We start from the raw sequence: 20,245 nt of genomic DNA on the forward strand, positions 1-20,245 counted from the left end.
AAGGTGCCCACGACCCGTCCGACGCCAAGCCTGTCTGGCGGTGGTGCGCCAGACAGGCTGTCCCGGAAGACAGCCCAATCTAGCACCCAACTCACATACAAGGTGCCGCGAAGCGGCGGATGAGGGGCGGCGCGAAGCGCCAGAAAACTCCTAAACCGCCTCAGCGAGCACGGCGAAGCTCGTCGGCATGTAGGCGTTGAGCCGGGTCGCTTCGTCGGACCAGTCATCTTCGTAGAAGCCGATGATGCGGAAACCGGCGCGGATGAGACCGCCGATCTGGGCGTCGAGGCTGTGGGAGAATTCGAGCGCTTCGCCCTGGTCGATGCGGGCCTCGGGATTGTGGTCGAGATCGGAGAAGGGCAGCTTGAAGCGCACTTCCAGCGGGCCGCCCTTGTCCACGTCATCATGGTCGAACAGGAAGAAGGCCGGGTTCATGGCGCCGGTCATCAGCCGGCCGCCGGGACGCAGGACGCGGCGGCACTCGCGCCAGACCGGTTCCAGATCCGGCACGAAGACGGTCGACGCGGGATTGAAGACCCGGTCGAAACTGTCATCAGCAAAGACGGACAGGTCGGCCATGTCGCCCTGCTGCGTGACCAGGTCCAGCCCTTCCTGCTCCGCGACCAGCCGGTCGCGGGCGAGTTGTTCGTCCGAATTGTCGAAACTGGTGACGCGCGCGCCGGCCGCAGCGAGGACCGGAACCTGCTGGCCGCCACCGGAAGCCAGGGCGAGGACATCCCGGCCGCGAATCTCGCCCAACCAGTCCCCCGGAACCGTCCTGTTCGGCGTCAGGATGACGGACCAGTCCCCCGCGCGGGCCTTCTCGATCACCGCGCTGGACACCGGCAAGGTCCACTCGCTTTCACCGGAGCGGGCATAGCCATCCCAGGCGGTACGGTTGTGTGCGACGATATCCATGGCGGCCCCCTTGTGTATTTTGGCGTGCCACGCGCCGATTGAGCGCACAAGCCATGTTGACAGGGCCGGAAGCCTCCAGTATCTCCCGCGCTCCTTTGAATTCGCTTGTTAGACCCTAGAGGCCGAACGATGAAAGTCCGCAGCTCGATCAAATCGCTGAAAAACCGCCACCGCGATTGCCAGGTCGTGAAGCGCCGTGGCCGTATCTATGTGATCAACAAGACCGACCCGCGCTTCAAAGCCCGCGCCGGCTAGTCCGTCGCTGGTTCGGGGCCGAGGTTATTCCCGCCCCGCACGCGCATCGCAATACGCTTGTCGCATAGCCCGTGCACATCGTGCGCGGGTTTTGCGTTATGGAGGAACCGTCATGACGACCCGTGCCGTCCTGTGGGATCTGGGCAATGTCCTGATCGACTGGTCCCCCCGCCGCCTCTACGAGAAACTCTTCCGCACGCCCGAGGAAGTGGACCAGTTCCTGTCCGAGGTCTGCACGATGGACTGGCATGCCGCCCATGATCGCGGCGTGTCGATGGCAGAGAATCGCGAACCGCTGATCGAGGCCCACCCGCATCTGGAAGACGCGATCCGCGCTTGGGAAAGCGGATTTGAAGGCATGGTCGATGGCACGGTCGACGGCACCGCCGAAGTGATGGACGCCCTCGCCGGTCAGGGCGTGCCGCAATATGCGCTGACCAACATGCCGGCCGAATGGATGGAACCGGTCAACCGGCTCTACCCGTCCATGCGCCATATGCGGGATGTGATCGTGTCGGCCCATGAAGGCGTCATCAAGCCGGACCGGAAGATCTACGAGATCACCGCCGCCCGCCTGCCCCACGAACCGGGCGAGGTCCTGTTCTTCGATGATCGCGAGAGCAATGTTCTGGCGGCCCGGGACTTCGGCTTTGATGCCGAGATCTTCACCGGGGCCGACAGCCTGCACACCGCCCTGGCATCCCGCGGCCTGCCGAGCCTGGCCCGCGTCTGAGCCCTGCCGCGCCTGACGGTGCGCAAACCGGCCCCATCACACCCCATACCGCTTTCCCCTAGCGTCAAGCCGGGCTGCGCCGCACTGCCGCACTGAATGCTGCATCTGCGCACTATTCACATCCCCTGCTTTTGGCCTAAATACATACCCAGTCATCGAAACGGTCCGAAACGCCATCAGAGCGGGACCGGGTCGTAGCAGACAAGATGCGGTCGACTAGGGCGCGAGGAGACAGATATGGACCTGAATTACACGCCGGAGGAGGAGGCCTTCCGCCAGGAAGTCCGCGACTTCCTGAAAGAGAACCTTTCCGAGGAACTGGCCACCAAAGTCCGCAATGGACGCGAGCTGAACCGGGACGACATGGTCGGCTGGCACGCCACGCTGCAATCGCGCGGCTGGCTGGCGATGACCTGGCCTGAAGAATATGGCGGCCCGGGCTGGGACGCCGTCCAGCGCCACATCTTTGAAGAGGAATTGGCCCTGGCCAACGCGCCGCGCACTGTTCCCTTCGGTCTGGCCATGCTGGGCCCGGTGCTGATCAAGTTCGGTACGGAAGAACAGAAATCCACCATCCTGCCGCGCATCCTGGACGGCTCCGACTGGTGGTGTCAGGGCTATTCGGAGCCGGGCGCCGGTTCGGACCTGGCCAGCCTGAAGACGCGCGCCGTGCGCGATGGCGACCACTATGTGATCAATGGCCAGAAAACCTGGACCACGCTGGGCCAGTTCGCCGACAAGATTTTCTGCCTCGTGCGCACCTCCACAGAAGGCAAGCCGCAGCAGGGCATTTCCTTCGTGCTGGTCGATCTCGACACGCCGGGCATTGAAATGCGTCCGATCAAGCTGATCGAGGGCGGTTATGAGGTGAATGAAGTCTTCTTCACCGATGTCCGCGTACCGGTCTCCAACCTGGTCGGTGAAGAGAATATGGGCTGGACGATCGCCAAATATCTGCTGGGCCATGAACGCACCAATATTGCCGGCGTGGGCGCCTCTTACGAAGCGCTGAACCAGCTCAAGGCCCTCGCCCGCAAGGTGAAGCGCCATGGCCAGCCGCTGGCCAAGGATCCGCTCTTCGCCGCCAAGGTGGCCGAGGTGGAGATCGACCTGGAAGCCATGCGTCTGACCAATCTGCGCATGCTGTTCGGCTCGTCCGACGCCCAGGGCTCGGTGTCCTCCATGCTGAAGATCAAGGGCACGGTGATCCGCCAGGCGCTCAATGACCTGTCGCGCCGCGCGCTGGGTCCGGCTGCAGCGCCCTTCCCGTCCGAAGAAGTGATCGGCAATTACAGCGTGGCGCCGCCGGAAGCGGCCAGCAATGCCGCCAATTACTTCAACAACCGCAAACTCTCGATCTTTGGTGGGTCGAACGAGATCCAGCGCAACATCATCACCAAAGAAACCTTCGGAGCCTGATCCATGGATTTCACGCCGACAGAAGACCGCCGGATGATCGCGGACAGCTTCCGCCGTTTCCTGGCTGACAAATTCCCGGCCGAACGCCGTAACGAGATCGCCTATGAGGGGGCCTGCCACGATCCGGACGCCTGGGGCGGCCTGGCCGAGCTGGGCATTCTCGGGGCCCTGGTCTCCGAAGAGGATGGCGGGTTCGGCGGTGCCGGTTTCGACATCACGACCGTGTTCGAAGAAGCCGGCCGCGCCCTGTGCCCGGAACCGCTCCTGGGCAATCTCCTGGCCCTTCGCCTCTATGCAGCCCATGGCAAGGCGGATCGTGTCGAGGCCATCATTGCCGGTGCCGAGCGCGCCGCCTTTGCCGTCGACGAGACCGACAGCTTCGGCGATCTGGGCGAAATTTCCGCCAAGGCCGAGGGTGACACGCTGACCGGCCGCAAGACCGTGGTCTATGGCGGTCAGGCCGCCGACTGGATCCTGGTGGCCGCCAAATCGGCCTCCGGCAAGCTGGGCCTCTATGAGGTGAAGGCTTCGGATGCGGAAGTCCTGTCCTACCCGATGATCGATGGTGGCGGTGCTGCCGAGATCGTCCTCGACAAGACCCCGGCCACCTGCCTGTCCGACGATGCCGAAGCGGCCATCGAAGCCGCGCTGGACGCCGGCCGTCTGGCCCTGTGCGCCGAAGCCGTGGGCGCCATGGACGTGCTCAAGGACATGACGCGCGACTATCTCATGCAGCGCCAGCAATTCGGCCGCCCGATCGCGACCTTCCAGGCCCTGCAGCACCGTCTGGTGGATTTCTCCATCGAGATCGAACAGGCCCGGTCCATCGTGATCTATGCCGCCGGCAATCTGGAAACCGGGGACCGCGCCCTGTCCGTGGCCAAGGCAAAGAACCTGATCGGTCGAGCCGGCAAGCTGGTCGCCGAGGAATGCGTGCAGATGCATGGCGGCATCGGCATGACCTGGGAATATGCCGGGTCGCACTATGCCAAGCGCCTGATCATGATCGACCACCAGCTGGGTGATACCGAGGACATGCTGCGCAAGGTGATGGCCCTGACGGACATTTCCGTCGCCGCCTGATCCCGCAGAACACGTCGACAATCGCAACAGGCGCCACCCCCGGGTGGCGCCTGTTCGCATTTGCAGCAAGATTGGGGCTTATCGCAGCGCAGGAATTGGTCTTTTGTGTCGGGTGTGCAGGGACTGTCCAAACCGAGCTCCGACCTGACGAACATTCCGCGTGTCCGGATTGCCATCGCGCTGGGCATCGCCGCGGTGTGTCTCGGCGAGATTTCGGTCTATCTGTCCGTGCCGCCGGACCGGTTCGTGCCGGTCTGGATTGTTGCCGCCCTGGCCGTGACCCTGCCCTGGATCTGGGGCCGCGTGATGGCCCTGCCGCTTGCCCTGGGGACAGGGCTGGTCGGACTGGATCTGTCCCTCCGGCTCTTCCACATGGATTGGCCGCCCGCCCTGATCCTGTCGGCCTGCCTGACGCTCTCCAGCCTGATCCAGTCCGAGCTCGGCCTGCAGCTGCTGCGGCGCAAGGATCGCGGCCGCTACGCGCGGCAGGACCAGCTGAATGACATCGCCCACCTGGTCGGCATTGTCGGGCCCTTGTGCGCCCTGCCCATGGCGGTGCTGTTTCCAGCCGGCGTCGCGCTGGGCCCGCTCGTGCCGGATGCCGGTTATTGGGGCATCGGTTTTCGCAGCTGGCTGTCCAGCTTGCTGGGCATTGTCGCCTTCGCACCGCTGTGCCTGGTCATATTCGGCCCGGCCCCGAATGCCTGGCGCCGGAAGCTCGCTCTCGCCCTGCCCACCGGCATCCTTCTGATCGTGCTGACGATCGTTTTCGCCTTCACCCGCATGGACGGGGTCGGCGACCGGCGCGAAGCCTTCCGGGCCCTTACGGCAGAGGACCGCCAATCCCTGGAGGATGAGCTCAACGGGGTGGAACGGCGCCTGCTGGAACTGGGCGGATTGTTCGAAGCCTCCGAAACCGTGACCGCCGAGGAATTCTCCACTTTCGAGAGCATCGCCTTTGTCGGCCTGCCGCCGGACCGGATTGTCCGCTGGGCGCCGCGCGTGGAGGCGGCCAACGCTCCACAGCATGATTACAGGGTGCCAAGCGGCCCCGGTGACGGCGTGGACGAGCAGGACATTCCGCTGGATCCCTCGTCGGCCTATCCGGCCTTGCGCACCGGTCTGCAGGCGCAAGGCAGCCGGGATCTGGTGACACACGTGGTCAGGACCCGGCAAACCCGGGCCTTGGCGATACCGGCACAGGGTGAGGCGGCGGCGCGGCTGGTCTTGGCGGTCCCCACCGTCCGCCAGACAGCGGACGGTGACAGCGTGCTGTCCGGCGTGGCCAGCGCCGAACTGTCCTGGCCAGACATTTTCCTGCTGGCGACACCGCGCTCCTCCCACGCCTATCGCCTCACCCTGGCCGATGCGAGCCAGTCGCCACCGCGCCTGCTTCTGGGCGGCGCCGCGCCGCTCAACGATGTTCAGGAGAGCTATGCGATCGAGCTGGGCGGACAAACCCTGGTCCTGACCTACAGCGCCACCTACAGCTTCATGTCCGAACACCAGAGCCTGACCGCCTGGTTCGTCCTGGTGTTCGGCCTGCTGTTCGCCGCCCTGCTCAACGCCCTGACCCTGATCAGTACCGGCCGAACGGAATTCGTGCAGCGCCTGGTCGAGCTCAAGACCGAGGAAGCCGAAAGCCTGGCCCGTGACCTGGCCACGATTGTGGAGAGTGCGGCCGACGGCATTTTGAGCCTCGATGCGCAGGGGCGGGTCCGGACAGCCAATTCCGCCGCGGCCCGCCTGTTGGGGCAACCGGTCAGCGCCCTGACCGGACAGCCCGTCCGCGACCTGCTGGGCGATGAATTGCCGGACGGGATCGGCGATGCGGCTGCGGACCGGATCGACAATGCCTATACCCGGTTCGAGCAGGCCGGCGGCCCGGCCTTCCCGGCGGAATTCTCCTGCGCCCCGATTGCCGGTGATGACGGCGCGTCCCAGGGCCAGGTCATCGTCTTTCGCGACATTTCCGAGCGCGAGAACTTCATCGCGGAACTCTCCCGCGCCAATGAGGAGCTGGAGCGCTTCGCCTTTGCCGCCAGTCATGACCTGCAGGAACCCCTGCGCCTGATCGCCAATTTCAATGCCCTTCTGGAGCGGCGCTATGGCGATCGCCTGGATGAGGATGGCCGCACCTTCATCCAGCACTCCATCGACGCCGCGACACGCATGCAGACCCTGATCGCGGACCTGCTGACCTATGGCAAGGTCGAGCACGAAGCCCAGTCGCCAAGGTCCCGCGTCGATCTGGGCGGGGTCATCGCGGACGTGCTGAAAAATCTGGAAAACACGCTGAACACGGCCGAGGGCGAGGTTCGTGTCGGTGAGATGCCCGTGGTGTCGGGGATTCCCAGCCAGCTCAACCAGGTTTTCCAGAACCTGATCGGCAATGCCCTGAAATACCGTCGGCCCGATACCCAACCGGTCATCACGGTGCGCTGCGAGGACGCCGGCGATGACTGGAAACTGGAGGTCTGCGACAACGGAATCGGCATCCAGCCGCAATATGCCGAGATGATTTTCGAACCCTTCAAACGCCTGCATGGGAAGACCGAATTTTCCGGTACCGGCATGGGCCTGGCCATCTGCCGGAAGATCGTCGAGAGCCATGATGGTGTGATATGGGTAGAGGCGAATCCCGAAGGCGGCAGCTGCTTCCTTTTCACATTGCCGAAGGCCGACACGGACTCAGATGCCCCAGAACAAGACCCAGACCAAGCCGCGCATCCTTCTCGTCGAAGACAATGAAGGTGATGAATTCCTGATCCTCGATGCCTTCCAGCATGCCAGCTATCCCTATGAGATCGAAGTGGCGCGCGATGGCGAGGAAGCCCTCAACCGCATCCAGCGCACCAATGGCTTTGCCGACGCGCCCCTGCCTGACCTGATCCTGCTCGATCTCAACCTGCCCAAGGTGGACGGACGGTCCGTGCTGAAAACGGTGAAGACGGATGAAGGACTGATGCAATTGCCGGTTCTGATCCTGACCACGTCCTCGTCCGAGCGGGATATCGAGGAGTGCTATGAACTGCACGCCAACGCCTACATGACCAAACCGTTCAAGGTCGAGGATTACGAGAATATCGTGGAATCGATCGGCTCCTTCTGGTTCCGCGCCGTGAAATTGCCGGCCCACTGATCCGGCCCACTGATCCGGCCCGCCTAAAATCGCCGTCATGTCTGCCGCTGCCTGCTGGACGTGGCGCGCGTTGAAGCTATCCTCGCCGGCATGAGCATGATGAGCCTTCTGGCCCTGGCGGCCCTGCTTTCCGCCCAGGATGCCCCGCCCTCGGAACCGGCCGATCTGACCGTCGCCCCGCAGACCGAATTCCGCACGCCGGAAGAACGGCTGAACGAGCGCCTCGACGCCCTCGCCGAAACGGAAACCATGCGCGAGGCGGCGCCGCTGGTCGACGAAATCCTGGCACTGTGGGCGCATTCCGGATCCGACACGATCAGCCTGCTGATGGACCGCGGCCAGGCCGCCGAAGTGGCGGGCAATGAAGAGATCGCCGCGCGCATGTATGACCATGTCACCCGGCTGGAGCCGGATTTCGCGGAAGGCTGGCTCGCCGCCGGTCGCATGGCTGCCCAGTTCGAGGATTGGGGCTATGCACTGGAAACCCTGAACACGGCCCTGACGCTGGAGCCGCGCCGCTATGACGCCTATCTGACCCTGGGCCGCGTGCTGGAACGGGCGGAGCGCTATGAGGCCGCACTGGAAGCCTATGAGGCCGCCCTCGCCATTTTCCCGGCCCATGAGGATGCGCAGGAAGCCCGCGACCGCATCCGTTCCGCCCTTGCCGGCCGCGCCCTTTGAGTGAGCTGATCGCGTCCCAGCCCGGGCTGGCCGCCGGTATGGCCGGACTCGTCCTGCTGGCGGTTCTGGCGTTGGCCGCCTGGATCAATGTCCGCCGGATTGAAAAGAGCCACCCGCCGGGCGGGGAGTTTGTCACGGTCGACGGCGTCCGCCTGCACTACCGCGCCACCGGCCCGGGCAACGGACCGGTCACGCTGGTCCTGCACGGTGCCGCCTCCAATCTGGAAGAGCCCCACCGGGCCATGGGCGAGGCCTTTGCCGGAGAACGCGTCATCTGGCTGGACCGGCCGGGCCTGGGCTGGTCGCAGCGTCCGCGCGGACCTTGGTCACCCCAGCGCGAGGCCGACCTGATCGCCGCCTTCCTGGATACGCTCGACATCGGGACCGCGACGGTGATCGGCCATTCCTGGGGCGGGGCGATCGCCATGCGGCTCGCCATCGACCATCCCGAGCGCGTGGACGGGCTGGTCCTGCTGGCCCCGGCCCTGTCGGCCTGGATCGGACGCGCCGCGTGGTTCAATGCCGCCAGCTACTGGCCTGTGCTGGGACCTCTCATCACCCGCATCATCGTGCCGCTGGCGGGGCCCTCCCAGGCCCGGAGCGGCGCCGTGGCCGCCTTCCATCCGGAACCCATGCCGCCAGACTATGTCAGCGACACGGCCCTCGGCCTGTTGCTGCGGCCAGCCAACTGGCGCGCCAACGCCTGGGACATGGCCCAGGTCAACATGCACCTGGAAAAACAGGAAGCGCTCTACGAAACATTGGACCATCCGACCGTGGTGATCGCCGGAAAGTCGGACACTGTGCTCTGGTCACACCGGCATGGCGGCCATGTTGCCAAGCGGATGCGGTGCGCCGAGATGCGCTGGATCAGCGGCGCCGGACACAATCTGCATCACCATCACCCGTCGGCGGTCCTGCAGGCGGTCCACGATGTGCGCGACCAACTGCGCGAAACCGGGGCAAAAGCTGGCGCAGCGGGTTGAGGCCCGACGCGCCGGGAATTAGTGTCGCGCCCGGTCCTTCAACGAGGTTTTCGACATGGCTTTCACCGACACTGCGCCCCATTCCGACGGTCCCATCGATCAGTCCGACGCTGTCGGCGGTGCCGCCCGCGAACAGATCAAGGCTTTCGTGGCCCGGATCGAACGCCTGGAAGAAGACAAGGCTGCCGTCATGGCCGACATGAAGGAAGTCTATGCCGAAGCCAAATCCATGGGTTTCGACACCAAGATCCTTCGCAAGGTCGTGTCCCTGCGCAAGATCGACCGCCGCGAGCGCCAGGAAGCCGATGCCCTTCTGGAATTGTACTTGGGCGCTGTCGAAGGCTAATCTGACTGCCTCGGCTTGATGAGGCAGCATGACGCGCAAGATCGACGAGAAAAAGACGAAACGCGCCCTGCGACGGCTTGAGCGTGCGCGAAAGGCGGCCGAGGACTCCGGCACGCCCGAGCGTGAGCTGTCCGAATGGGAAGGCGAATTCCTCGGCTCTCTCGAAGAACGGCTGGAAACCTTCGGCTCGGCCTTTGCCGACCCGGACAAGGGCAATCCGGACGAAGCCCTGTCCGCGCGCCAGGCCATCAAGCTCAAGGAAATCGAGAAGAAGGCCAAGGGCAAAGCCCGCAAGCCCATGTCACGCGGCAAGGGGTTTCGCAGCAAAACGCCCCCGCGTGTCTCGCGCAGCCGCGACATCCATGACGATATCGACGCGGAGGGGCCGGAGGCCCCGCCATCCGCCGCGACACCCCCGGCGGATGAAGCCCCCGAAGCCCGGCGCGCCCGCTTTCACATCGTCCCCGGCACTCCCGCCAAGGATGACTGAGACCGGTCAAGGGCATGCTGTGGAGCACCGCCCCGTCAGCGCGCGCCAAATCGCTGCCAAGCCGAACTCACCCGCCTGCACTCGCCTCTGACCGGTGCATTAGGACAGGATTAAACCTGATACCGGTTCGAGCGCGATCCGGGTCCGCGGATTGGCTATTCTGGTCTTCAACCAGAACCGGAACACGCCATGGCCCGTCATCCCGATTGCCTGAAAAACCTCGAAGCCGAATTGTTCGACGCCCTGGATGCCGCCGAGAAGGCGGGTCTGGACAAACCGGACGGGCATTTTGCCTTTCAGCGCGGCATGACGGCCCTGGACCTGGTGACGCTCGAACGCGCCGAACGGATCTATGAACCCCTCTCCGCCGACCCGGTCACCCGGGATTATGTTGTGCATCTGGACAATCAGCTGCGCGGACTGGTGGAGCGGATCGATGTCCTGCGAACCCGGATCGAGGTGAGTCTGGAAGCCGAGCTGGATGATCGTGCCAGCCTGTCCCGGGAGCTTCACCGCCTGGCCGCGCAATTGAGGGCCCGCTTCCGCCGCGAGGCTGCCCTTCTGCCCGTGTTCAAGGCCTGGCAGGAACGTCAGGACCGGCTCTCCGCCTGAGCTTGACAGCCGCACCCGACTGACTGCTCACTCCGGCCCGGACCGGAGGCGCACATGACACCCGAACAATCAAAGGCCTGGCAGGCCTTCTGCCGGGAGACCGGCCATCAGGGCGATCCGGTCTATGCAGGACCCTTTGGTGACGGGCCGGAACTGGCGGACACGCTGGTGAATCTGATCCTGGCCGATGAGAAGACGGCCACTTGCAGCCGCAAGGCCTGGTATGAGGCGCGGGGGGAACCCCTGCCTGCCGCTGGCGATCTGTGTTTGCTGCTCGATGGGAAGGGCGAGCCCCGCTGCGTGATCGAGACCATCTCGGCACGGATTGCGCCCTTTTCCAGCGGCGATGCGGAATTCGCCCGCGCCGAAGGCGAGGGTGATCTGAGTTTCGAATGGTGGAGCGACGCCCATATCGATTATTTCAGCCGCGAAGCCGCCCGCGAGGGCCGAACCTTCGATATGGACGAGGATATCGTGTTCGAGCATTTCCGCCGGGTCTGGACCTGTCCGGCCGAATGAGAAACGGGCCGGCCCCGAAGAGCCAGCCCGTCCATCCCCGCCCGCTAGTGGAGCGCGGTGCCGTCCCGTGGCAGGGAGGCCGATCTGCTTGTCCGGTCAGCCGGCGGCGCGAACGCCGTCGACATCCAGATCATATTCCCGGACCTTGCGGTAGAGCGTCGAACGTCCGACGCCGAGACGGCGGGCCACTTCACTCATCCGGCCGGCATAGGTCTCGATGGCGAACTCGATCAGATCGCGTTCAATGTCCTCGAGCGAGCGCAGATTGCCGCCCTCGTCCATGATCTCGACCGGTCCGTGGACGCCATTGGCCGCCAAGTCCAGGCCACTGCCCGGCAGCGGCATGACCATGTCCGGCACATCCGTGGCCGCCGGTGCCGCCAGATCCGGCGTCATGCCGGAAATCTGTGGGAAATCCTCCGGCTTCAGCACGTCGCCATCCGACAGGATGACCGCGCGGAACACGGCGTTCTCCAGCTGGCGCACATTGCCCGGCCAGTCATAATTGGACAGCAAGGCATGGGTTTCCGGTGCCGCATCCTGGATCGACTTGTTTTCCTGGGCGTTGAACCGCCCGATGAAATGACGGACCAGGTGCGGAATGTCGTCCTTGCGGGCCCGCAGGGAGGGCACTTCGATCGGAAACACATTGAGACGGTAGAACAGGTCTTCGCGGAAGGCACCGGCAGCGACCTGTTCGGCCAGGTCGCGGTTGGTTGCGGAGATGATCCGCACATTCACCTTCACCGGACGCTTGGAGCCGACCGGATCGACCTCGCCTTCCTGCAGGGCGCGCAGCAGCTTGACCTGCATGTCGAGCGGCAGTTCGCCGATCTCGTCGAGAAAGAGCGTTCCGCCATCGGCTTCCTGGAACTTGCCCATATGCTTGCCGACCGCCCCGGTGAAGGCGCCCTTTTCGTGACCGAAGAGGGTGGATTCCACCAGGTTTTCCGGAATTGCACCGCAGTTCACGGCGACAAAGGGCGCATCGGCACGCTTGGAGGCGGCCTTGATGGAACCGGCCACCAATTCCTTGCCGACACCGCTCTCACCCGTGATCAGGATCGGAATGTCGGACTGCGCGGCGCGTTCACCCAGGCGAACCACTTGCTGCATGGCCGGAGCGCCGGCGATCATGTCGGAGAAGCCCAGCTTGTTGTCCGCCTTCTTGGAGAGGCGTTGCACTTCACCCGACAGGTTCTGCACCTTGAGCGCATTGCGGATCGACACGGCAATGCGTTCCGGAGAGGCCGGCTTCACGAAGAAGTCGCAGGCCCCGCCGCGCATCGCAGCGACGACGGTTTCAATCCCGCCGCTGGCTGTCAGCACAATCACCGGGAGGTCGATCTGCTTGCGCTGGATCGCCTCCAGCGTCTCCATCCCGTCCATGCCCGGCATGATCAGGTCGAGCAGCATGACATCAATCCCCGGCGATGCCACGCGTTCCAGGGCGGCCTCGCCGCTTTCCGCGGTCTCGGCCCGATAGCCCTGTTTTTCAATTACCGCCTGAAGAAGGCGGCGTTGGGTCGGATCGTCATCGACGATCAGAACTGTCTTCACCATCACCCACGCCTTTTCGGTCGCTTCGTTATCCCCGCCGGGCCGTTTTCCGGCCTCACTACCTGTTGCGGTAGAGCGTCTATGCGCACCGTTATGGGACACTCTTCTAAATTTGACGTTTAAGCGTCGGCAACGACCGGTTAAGCATAACGCTCCGAGGGGGAGAGACATGCCGCATTCAGCCACATCCATGGCACGGGCATCCGTGCGCTGGCCGTTCCGGCCACGGGATGTGTTCTATAGCGTGACGGAGCCAGACCACCGTCTGGCGGTCATTCATTCCCTGCCCGGCATGCTGGTCTGGCCGATCCTCCTGATCGTCATCGCCTATGGCTTCCAGTTCGCCATCCTGTCGGCCTGGGTCGAGCTGGGTGGATTTGATCTGCCGGTCAATCCGATGACAGCCAGCTTCGCCGCCATTATCGCCAGCTATGCCTGTTTTGCGCTGATCCTGTGGCATCAGTTCAAACAGTCCGGCATTCATCGCGGGGCGTTTTCCATCCTTCCCCTGCGACCGGGCGAGATCGTGGCCGGCTGCCTGATCCTCGCCTTCATGGTGCTGGCCGGCGGCCCGCTGACGCGGATCCTGCATGACCTCGCCATGGCCGATCCCAGCCTGACCCTGTCCGGCGGGGCCGAGCTGCAGGATGTCACCAATGTCGACGACTTCTCCCAGAGCGGCGCCTCGCTCTGGGCCGTGATCGCCCTCACCCTGATCGCCGCGCCGATCGTCGAGGAAGTCCTCTATCGCGGCTGGATGCTGCCCATGATGATGGCGCGCGGCGTTCCGGCCGCCTTCGCCATCATCCTCTCGGCCGGAGCCTTCGGCCTGCTGCACATCACCCAGGGACTGGGCGTGATGATTTCCACAACCCTTCTCGGCCTGGCCCTGGGTCTCGCCCGCGTCATGACGGGCCGCGTCGCTGCCCCGGTCCTGGGCCATGTCGCGAACAATGTCTGGGCAATCTTTGTCGCTCCGATGCTGATGCAGGCGGGGCCGGGCTGAGGCCGGCCCGAGATTGACCCGTTCGAAGTTCGGGTCTAGCGCTATCTCATGAGTCAGAACGCTGCCGCCTCCCCGCGCCCGCCCGCCCCGCTTGTCCAGTTCTCCGGAGCCAAACCGCCCGCGCCGGACTGGTTCGAAAAAGCGGTGTCCGTGCCCTTCGAACGTGGCCAGAGCGAAGTTGACGGCGCGGCGATCCACTGGAAGGCCTGGGGTGAGCGCGGCCAGCCGGGTCTGGTGATGGTGCATGGCGGTGTCGCCCACAAGGATTGGTGGGACAGTATCGCGCCCTTCCTCGCCCCGACACGGCGGGTCGTTGCCCTGGACCTGTCCGGCATGGGCGACAGTGATCATCGCGAACGCTACCGGATGGAATGCTATGCCCGTGAAGTGCTGGCCGCCGGCCGCGATGGCGGCGCGTTCGATGCTGGCAAACCCTATGTCGTCGGCCATTCCTTCGGCGGTTTCGTGTCGCTGACGACGGCGATGAATCATGGCGAGGAATTGCGCGGCGTGGCCGTGCTCGACAGTCCGATCCGGCCCGCCGAGCAGCAACGCCGCTCCTCGCCGCCCAGCCGGGGCGGGATGAGCTATCCGACTTTCGAGGCGGCGCTGTCGCGCTTCCGTCTTTTGCCGGAACAGGACTGCGCCAATGCCTATCTGCTGGACCATATCGCCCGGCAGAGCCTGAAGCCCACCACACGGCCGGATGGCAGCGAGGGCTGGACCTGGAAGTTCGATCCGAAGCTCTGGGACAAGATGGATTATGACCGGCCGGCCCCGGCCGACCTGGTCGGCGGGCTGAAAACCCGGGTCGCCCTGTTCCGCGGCGAGAAATCGCGCCTGGTCACTGACGAGATCTGGGATTTCATGCGGGAGATTTTCGGGCCGGAAACGACCATGGTGTCGATCCCGGATGCCGAACACCATCTCATCCTCGACCAGCCGATCGCTGTCGGGGCCGCGCTGGAAGTGCTGACCGGACCGGGCTGGGGCGGCTGACGCCCCCTATTCGGGGTGGTTGTCGAGTTCCTCGGCGACATCCATCGGGATGTCAGCCGGCCGCGCGGTGAAAGCCTTGCGCACGGCCGAGATCACGCCGATCAGGATGACCAGGCCGACCCAGATGCCGCCGATCAGGGCTGCCTTGTCCCAGACCGGATCGAAATACCCGAAATCGCGATAGGCCAGGGCGACCATTGCACCATAGGCAGCCAGGGCCAGAACAGCGGACCAAAGGGCAAAGGGTATTCTCATGACAGCACTCCCACTCATGAGAACGCTTAGCAAGTGACGCGCCAGCTCACAACCAGCCCCGCTCCCGCGCCAGCCGGGCGGCTTCGATCCGGTTTGCCGCGCCGAGCTTGGAAATCGCGCTGTGCAGATAATTACGCACCGTGCCGCGGGCGAGGCCTTCCGCCTCGGCAATCGCGGGACTGTCCATGCCGGCTTCGGCCAGACGCAGCAGGCGGCGTTCCGTATCGGTCAGCGGATCCTCTGCACTCCAGGCCTGTTCCGCCAAACCGGGCGCAAGGACGCGCTCGCCAGCGGCAATCCGCCGGACCGCATCCGCCAGCTCGGTGGAGGGCGTGTCCTTGAGCAGATAGCCGCTCACCCCGGCCTCCAGGGCGCGGCGCAGATAGCCGGGCCGGTCGAACATGGTGACGATCAGCGTGCGGGTCGGCAGGCCGTCCCGCTTGATCTGGGCGGCCAGTTCCAGCCCGGTCAGGCCGGGCATTTCGATATCCGTGAGCAGGATGTCGGGCTTGTGCTGACGGACCAGGTCCAGCGCCTCCCGGCCACTGCCGGCCGCGCCCGCAATCTCGATATCGCTTTCCAGCGACAGCAGCGTCGCCAGGGCATCCCGCAGCATGGTCTGGTCTTCGGCAATCGCGACGCGGATCATGACATGCGGCCCTTGTCTGTCTCGCGCGCCGTCAGCCCGGCGCCCTTCCCGTCCAGCCCTTCGCCGAGCGTGAGAACGAGCCCGGCTCCGGCAAGCCGATCCCGCAGACCGTCCAGCCCGCGTCCGGCATAGTGGACACCGCCCTGCCCGTCATCCAGCAAGCGGCCCTCGAGCGCGCCGCCCTGCCGCCGGATATCAATCACCACCCGGCGTGCCCCGGCATGGCGCAGGATATTAGTGGCCCCCTCACGCAGGAACATGGCGAGAGCCTGTTGCAGCCCGTCCTCAAGGTCATCACCCGGTTCCAGGACCAGGCTGACCTCCAGCCCGGCCGAGCGCAGGCGGTCAGCGGTTTCATGGGCGGTCTCGGACAGGGAGCGGTGACGCAGGCCCACTACGGCTTCCCGGACCTCTCCCAGCGCATCCCGGGAAATCGTCTCGATATCCGACAATTCCTGCCGGACACGAGCGGGATCCGTCTCGAACAGGCGCTGGGCGATCTCGGCCTTCAGCGTCACGACGGACAGGGTGTGGCCCAGCAGATCGTGCAAATCGCGGGCGATCCGCTGGCGCTCGGCCTCTACGGCGAGGGCGGCGGCGCGTGCCTGGCGTTCGTCCTGTTGGGCATCCCGGTCCTCGCGCAGGGCCGACCAGGCCGTGGCTGCAGCGACCAGACCGCCAAAGGCCAGGAAACCGGCAGGATAGACCAGGGGCAGTCCCAGAAGGGCTGTACCGGCCACAATGCCCAGCGCCCAGGCGACCAGGCCGCCCTGCATCAGCCGCCTTTGGCGGATGCGGGCGACCATGGCAGCGGCATAGATCAGGAGCACGGCGGCGCCCGGATTGACCGGCATCAGCACGAAGCCGGTCACCATCACCCCGGCCGCCGCCGGCAGGGCCGTCCAGTCCCGCCGGATCATGGCCACGAAGAACAGGACCAGGAAGAAGCCGATGGCGAGCAGGCCGGAGACCAGGTCCGTCCGTTCCGGCGTCCGGTAGAACCAGGGCAGGAAATACAGGACGAGATAGATCAGATAGAGCCAGGGCTGGTTGGGCGAGGCCAGCCGCAGCCAGCGGCGATATCCCGGTTCCGGCTTGCTCATGATTACGCGATGGCCTCTGCACTGCCCTGGATGACACCATCCTTCTTACGGCGCAGGCGCAGGATTTCCCACCGCATACCGGCGGCGGCGAGCAGATAGAGGGCGGCCACGGCCAGCGGCAAAATGTCGAACCGGCCCTCCGGCAGGGCAAACCAGAGCACGCTGACCACGGCCGCACGAACGAAGGCATGCACGATCGCCACCCGGCTGCCATAGGTCCAGCCGATCACCGGCCAATGCAGGGTCATGCCCAGGGCCAGGGTCAGGGGCGCGGCTTCCGGAGCCGCATTGAAGATGACGGCATGCACCGGCCAGAGCAGGTTGATCGAGGCGACCGACAGCATGGCGGCACCGGACAGGGGCGATTTCGCCTTCATGAAGGGCGAGGCCAGCGGCTTCTGGAGCAGCAGGCCGAGCGGGAAGATCATCCCGGAAAAGACGGCGGCAATCATGGCCCAATTGGCCGGATCGAGATAGTTCGACGCCACGGCCAGGCCGATCCAGTAGATTGCTCCGGCGACCGGCAGGGCGATACCGCCACCGGCGGCGACGAAGTAGCGGTGTTTTTCGGCGCGCAATTGCGCGGCAAGATCGAGGGTCATGTCAGCTCTCCAATTCGATGTTGGCAGCAAGCTGACAGAGCCCGGCCGTCCGCGGCAGAAACCGGGGTCACCCTTTTGACATGACACCTGTCATGCTTGCGGCAGTCCGGCATCTTGGCGGGTGGGACGACCCGTGCTATCCGCTTCTCCGCAAATCGCATCTATGACGACAGGGGTTGCAGACATGGCGGCAGATCACGTTCGCGGCGAAATGGATATCTCGCACCACAAGGCCACTTTCGACGGCTTCATGGCTGTCTCGACCTGGGGCGGCCTGCTGACGGCCCTGTCCGTGCTCCTGCTGACCCTGATCTTCGCGGTCGGCATGGACTGGATCGGTGCCCTGATCGCGACCACGGTTGTGAGCATTGTCGCCGGCCTTCTGCTGAAAATGTCGACGGCCTGGTATGTCACGGTCGGCGGACTTTTCGTGTTCACGCTGGTCTGCGGCGGCATTGCCCAACTGGCAGGAATGGCCCTCGCAGGCTGATTTCCGGCACGTTTGGCGCACGCCATCCAGCTTTAAATACTGCACTGCACAAAGATTTTGCCGATCAGGGCTTTCCCTGACGGATGAATTCTAGCATTGTCCCGGCAAAACAGCCGAAACTTGGCGGGACGGATATGCGAATTGCAATTTTGAAAGAACGGCATGCGGGCGAGACCCGCGTGGCGGCCACGCCCGAGACTGTGAAAAAGTTTGTCGGAGCGGGCCATGAAGTCGCCATCGAAAAAGGGGCCGGCCTGACAGCCGCCATCACGGACGAGGCCTTTGCCGAGGCCGGTGCCAAGATCGGCACGGCCGCCGCGACCCTGAAAGGCGCCGACGCCCTGTTCGGCGTGCGCAGCCCGGATGAGGCCACCCTGGCCAAGCTGAAGGGCGTGCTGCTCGTCTGCCATCTGGACCCGCACGGCAATACCGAGAAGGCCGAAGCGCTGGCCAAGGCCGGTGTCGATGCCCTCGCCATGGAATTCGTGCCGCGGATCACACGCGCCCAGGCCATGGACGCCCTGTCGTCGCAAGCCAACCTCGCCGGGTACCGCTCCGTCATCGAGGCCGCCGAACTCTATGGCCGCGCCTTCCCGATGATGATGACGGCCGCCGGCACGGTCGCTCCGGCCAAGACCTTCATCATGGGGGTCGGCGTTGCCGGCCTGCAGGCGATCGCGACGGCCCGCCGCCTTGGTGCCATCGTGACGGCCACCGACGTGCGTCCGGCGGTGAAGGAACAGGTTGCTTCGCTGGGTGCGAAATTCATCGCCGTCGAGGACGAGGAATTCAAGCAGGCCGAGACGGCGGGCGGGTATGCCAAGGAAATGTCCAAGGAATACCAGGCCAAACAGGCCGAGCTGATCGCCTCCCACATCGCCAAGCAGGATGTGGTCATCACCACGGCGCTGATCCCGGGCCGTCCGGCCCCGAAACTCGTCTCCAAGGCGATGGTGGAAAGCATGCGCCCGGGTTCGGTCATCATCGACCTGGCCGCCCCGACCGGCGGCAATTGCGAGCTGACCAAGGCCGACGAGATCGTCGAGCACAAGGGCGTCAAGATCGCCGGCTATGCCAACCTGGCCGGCCGGCTCGCCGCCGACAGTTCCGCGCTCTACGCCAAGAACCTCGCCAATCTCCTGCCCCTCCTCATCGACGAGGACGGCAAGAAGGCACCGCACTGGGATGATGAAGTCATCCAGGGCATGGCGCTGACCAAGGGCGGCGACGTGGTGCATCCGACGCTGGTCAAAGAAAAAGCCTGAGGCACCCGATGATGCCTGCTTTTCGCATACTGGCCGGAACGGCCCTGGCCATGACGCTTGCCCTGATCGGCATCGCCGACGCGCAGATGATCCGGCGGGCCGAGAACGCGAATGTCCGCTTCGCCGTCTCTGCACCGGTCGAGCTGGGCGAGACGGTGACGGTTTCCGATGGCGATACAATCTGGACGGAGACGATGCTGCCGACCCAGGCGGTGCGCCTGATCGATCCGACGCCGGAACGCAATCGCCCCCGTCCGGCCGACGGTATCGAGGCCGGAACGCTCCTGTTCGGAGTAACCCTCTCCGACTCGGTCGCCTACTGCCAGCCGATCGATTACGAAGCGGCCGTGCGCCGGGTGCAGTGCTATCGCGACATTGACGGCAATGGCACGTTCGACGGCACCTATCTGTCGCGCCAGCGCGGCCTGGATGCCCGCTATCTGATTGCCTTTGTCCACGCGCTCACCGCCGCCGGGCAGATCCGCTATGAAGCGGTCTCGCCGGCCGAACTTCCGGCGGCGCCCAGCGCGATCGTGCTGGACATTCACCGCGGTGAGCCGAGGTTCCGCCGCGTCGTGGACGAGGAAATGCTCGATACGCGTTTCGACTGTACGCCCCTTGCGGGTCGTCCGGGCGAATGTGAAGTCTTCGGTGTCCGCCTGGCCATGGAAGAAACCGGCAACAACACCTACGAAATCCGCATCATCGATGCTGCCCCCAATCGCGGCATCGTCGTTGAGATTGGAAATACCGGGCTGTAACAGCCCCAAGAGAGAGCGAGGTTCCCTCATGGAAGCCGTAGATCCTGTCATCTTCCGCCTGGCGATTTTCGTCCTGGCGGTCTTCGTCGGCTATTATGTCGTTTGGTCGGTGACCCCGGCCCTGCACACACCGCTGATGGCTGTCACCAATGCCATTTCCTCGGTGATCATCGTCGGCGCGCTTCTGGCCGCCACGGCGACAGCCGGGGGCGGCGGCGAAGCGGCGGCCGCGGCGGCAGGCGAAGGCGGCGGGGCCGGCTTCTCGCGCCTGCTGGGCTTCATCGCCATCATCCTCGCGAGTGTGAACATCTTCGGCGGCTTCCTGGTCACCCAGCGCATGCTCGCCATGTACAAGAAGAAGGAGCGATAGC

General features: G+C 64.9%; 24 protein-coding genes. 18 read left to right on the forward strand and 6 right to left on the reverse strand.

Translation table 11 applies throughout. The features are described 5' to 3' along the window. Positions 1 to 150: 150 nt before the first annotated feature. On the reverse strand, positions 151 to 918 hold the full coding sequence (locus FCS99_RS11130) for a class I SAM-dependent methyltransferase (protein ID WP_138512536.1): 768 nt from the start codon (positions 916 to 918) through the stop codon (positions 151 to 153). Positions 919 to 1,047: 129 nt separating this feature from the next. Between FCS99_RS11130 and ykgO the strand changes: the two genes are divergently transcribed. From ykgO to FCS99_RS11190, 12 genes are all read left to right on the forward strand, one after another. Then, a complete protein-coding gene (gene ykgO, locus FCS99_RS11135) occupies positions 1,048 to 1,173 on the forward strand; it encodes a type B 50S ribosomal protein L36 (protein WP_075188610.1) in 126 nt (41 codons plus the stop codon). Positions 1,174 to 1,285: 112 nt separating this feature from the next. Further along, complete coding sequence (locus tag FCS99_RS11140) at positions 1,286 to 1,906, forward strand: HAD family hydrolase (protein ID WP_138512538.1); 621 nt, start codon at positions 1,286 to 1,288, stop codon at positions 1,904 to 1,906. A gap of 237 nt (positions 1,907 to 2,143) precedes the next feature. After that, positions 2,144 to 3,325, forward strand: coding sequence for an acyl-CoA dehydrogenase family protein (locus FCS99_RS11145; RefSeq protein WP_138512540.1), 1,182 nt, complete (start codon positions 2,144 to 2,146; stop codon positions 3,323 to 3,325). Positions 3,326 to 3,328: 3 nt separating this feature from the next. Continuing rightward, positions 3,329 to 4,408 (forward strand): acyl-CoA dehydrogenase family protein, encoded by a 1,080-nt coding sequence (locus FCS99_RS11150; RefSeq protein ID WP_138512542.1) that lies wholly within the window; start codon positions 3,329 to 3,331, stop codon positions 4,406 to 4,408. A 105-nt stretch (positions 4,409 to 4,513) separates the two neighbouring features. Beyond that, positions 4,514 to 7,159 (forward strand): ATP-binding protein, encoded by a 2,646-nt coding sequence (locus FCS99_RS11155; protein ID WP_138512544.1) that lies wholly within the window; start codon positions 4,514 to 4,516, stop codon positions 7,157 to 7,159. Beyond that, complete coding sequence (locus FCS99_RS11160; RefSeq protein WP_138512546.1) at positions 7,104 to 7,550, forward strand: response regulator; 447 nt, start codon at positions 7,104 to 7,106, stop codon at positions 7,548 to 7,550. The genes FCS99_RS11155 and FCS99_RS11160 overlap by 56 nt, the downstream gene beginning before the upstream one ends. Positions 7,551 to 7,640: 90 nt before the next feature. Further along, positions 7,641 to 8,231 carry a tetratricopeptide repeat protein gene (locus FCS99_RS11165; RefSeq protein WP_138512548.1) on the forward strand — a complete coding sequence of 197 codons (591 nt, stop codon included), beginning with the start codon at positions 7,641 to 7,643 and terminating at the stop codon, positions 8,229 to 8,231. After that, positions 8,228 to 9,217, forward strand: coding sequence for an alpha/beta fold hydrolase (locus FCS99_RS11170; protein ID WP_233352778.1), 990 nt, complete (start codon positions 8,228 to 8,230; stop codon positions 9,215 to 9,217). The genes FCS99_RS11165 and FCS99_RS11170 overlap by 4 nt, the downstream gene beginning before the upstream one ends. Positions 9,218 to 9,272: 55 nt before the next feature. Continuing rightward, entirely contained in the window at positions 9,273 to 9,563 is a 291-nt protein-coding gene (locus FCS99_RS11175; RefSeq protein WP_138512550.1) for a DUF2312 domain-containing protein, read from the forward strand. 28 nt (positions 9,564 to 9,591) lie between these two features. After that, positions 9,592 to 10,053, forward strand: coding sequence for a hypothetical protein (locus tag FCS99_RS16290; protein WP_233352779.1), 462 nt, complete (start codon positions 9,592 to 9,594; stop codon positions 10,051 to 10,053). Positions 10,054 to 10,242: 189 nt separating this feature from the next. Further along, positions 10,243 to 10,665 carry a hypothetical protein gene (locus FCS99_RS11185; protein WP_138512552.1) on the forward strand — a complete coding sequence of 141 codons (423 nt, stop codon included), beginning with the start codon at positions 10,243 to 10,245 and terminating at the stop codon, positions 10,663 to 10,665. Between the two features lie 54 nt (positions 10,666 to 10,719). Continuing rightward, positions 10,720 to 11,184, forward strand: coding sequence for an ASCH domain-containing protein (locus FCS99_RS11190; RefSeq protein WP_138512554.1), 465 nt, complete (start codon positions 10,720 to 10,722; stop codon positions 11,182 to 11,184). 96 nt (positions 11,185 to 11,280) lie between these two features. Here the strand turns inward: FCS99_RS11190 and FCS99_RS11195 are convergent, their stop codons facing one another. Beyond that, on the reverse strand, positions 11,281 to 12,747 hold the full coding sequence (locus FCS99_RS11195) for a sigma-54-dependent transcriptional regulator (protein WP_138512556.1): 1,467 nt from the start codon (positions 12,745 to 12,747) through the stop codon (positions 11,281 to 11,283). Between the two features lie 241 nt (positions 12,748 to 12,988). On the opposite strand from FCS99_RS11195, the gene FCS99_RS11200 reads away from it, so the two are divergent. Further along, complete coding sequence (locus tag FCS99_RS11200; RefSeq protein ID WP_171036346.1) at positions 12,989 to 13,750, forward strand: CPBP family intramembrane glutamic endopeptidase; 762 nt, start codon at positions 12,989 to 12,991, stop codon at positions 13,748 to 13,750. Between the two features lie 48 nt (positions 13,751 to 13,798). Further along, entirely contained in the window at positions 13,799 to 14,749 is a 951-nt protein-coding gene (locus tag FCS99_RS11205) for an alpha/beta fold hydrolase (protein WP_138512560.1), read from the forward strand. A gap of 6 nt (positions 14,750 to 14,755) precedes the next feature. Here the strand turns inward: FCS99_RS11205 and FCS99_RS11210 are convergent, their stop codons facing one another. Genes FCS99_RS11210 through FCS99_RS11225 form a run of 4 tightly spaced genes read right to left on the reverse strand, consistent with a single transcriptional unit; the run spans position 14,756 to position 17,358 of the window. Further along, complete coding sequence (locus FCS99_RS11210; RefSeq protein ID WP_138512562.1) at positions 14,756 to 15,004, reverse strand: hypothetical protein; 249 nt, start codon at positions 15,002 to 15,004, stop codon at positions 14,756 to 14,758. Positions 15,005 to 15,050: 46 nt separating this feature from the next. Then, on the reverse strand, positions 15,051 to 15,653 hold the full coding sequence (locus FCS99_RS11215; RefSeq protein WP_138512564.1) for a response regulator transcription factor: 603 nt from the start codon (positions 15,651 to 15,653) through the stop codon (positions 15,051 to 15,053). Then, positions 15,650 to 16,756: a histidine kinase gene (locus tag FCS99_RS11220; protein ID WP_138512566.1), complete on the reverse strand. Its 1,107-nt coding sequence runs from the start codon at positions 16,754 to 16,756 to the stop codon at positions 15,650 to 15,652. Before FCS99_RS11220 ends, FCS99_RS11215 begins: the two co-directional genes overlap by 4 nt. 2 nt (positions 16,757 to 16,758) lie before the next feature. Then, a complete protein-coding gene (locus tag FCS99_RS11225; protein ID WP_138512568.1) occupies positions 16,759 to 17,358 on the reverse strand; it encodes a DUF7010 family protein in 600 nt (199 codons plus the stop codon). A gap of 184 nt (positions 17,359 to 17,542) precedes the next feature. Between FCS99_RS11225 and FCS99_RS11230 the strand changes: the two genes are divergently transcribed. From FCS99_RS11230 to FCS99_RS11245, 4 genes are all read left to right on the forward strand, one after another. Beyond that, positions 17,543 to 17,848 (forward strand): aa3-type cytochrome c oxidase subunit IV, encoded by a 306-nt coding sequence (locus tag FCS99_RS11230; protein WP_171036347.1) that lies wholly within the window; start codon positions 17,543 to 17,545, stop codon positions 17,846 to 17,848. A gap of 134 nt (positions 17,849 to 17,982) precedes the next feature. Continuing rightward, on the forward strand, positions 17,983 to 19,113 hold the full coding sequence (locus tag FCS99_RS11235) for a Re/Si-specific NAD(P)(+) transhydrogenase subunit alpha (RefSeq protein ID WP_138512571.1): 1,131 nt from the start codon (positions 17,983 to 17,985) through the stop codon (positions 19,111 to 19,113). An 8-nt stretch (positions 19,114 to 19,121) separates the two neighbouring features. Next, on the forward strand, positions 19,122 to 19,874 hold the full coding sequence (locus tag FCS99_RS11240; RefSeq protein WP_138512573.1) for a hypothetical protein: 753 nt from the start codon (positions 19,122 to 19,124) through the stop codon (positions 19,872 to 19,874). 28 nt (positions 19,875 to 19,902) lie between these two features. Continuing rightward, positions 19,903 to 20,244, forward strand: a complete 342-nt coding sequence (locus tag FCS99_RS11245) for a proton-translocating transhydrogenase family protein (protein ID WP_138512575.1) — start codon at positions 19,903 to 19,905, stop codon at positions 20,242 to 20,244. Position 20,245 lies beyond the last annotated feature (1 nt).

Source organism: Maricaulis alexandrii (assembly GCF_005871165.1).
Classification (GTDB): Bacteria; Pseudomonadota; Alphaproteobacteria; order Caulobacterales; family Maricaulaceae; genus Maricaulis; species Maricaulis alexandrii.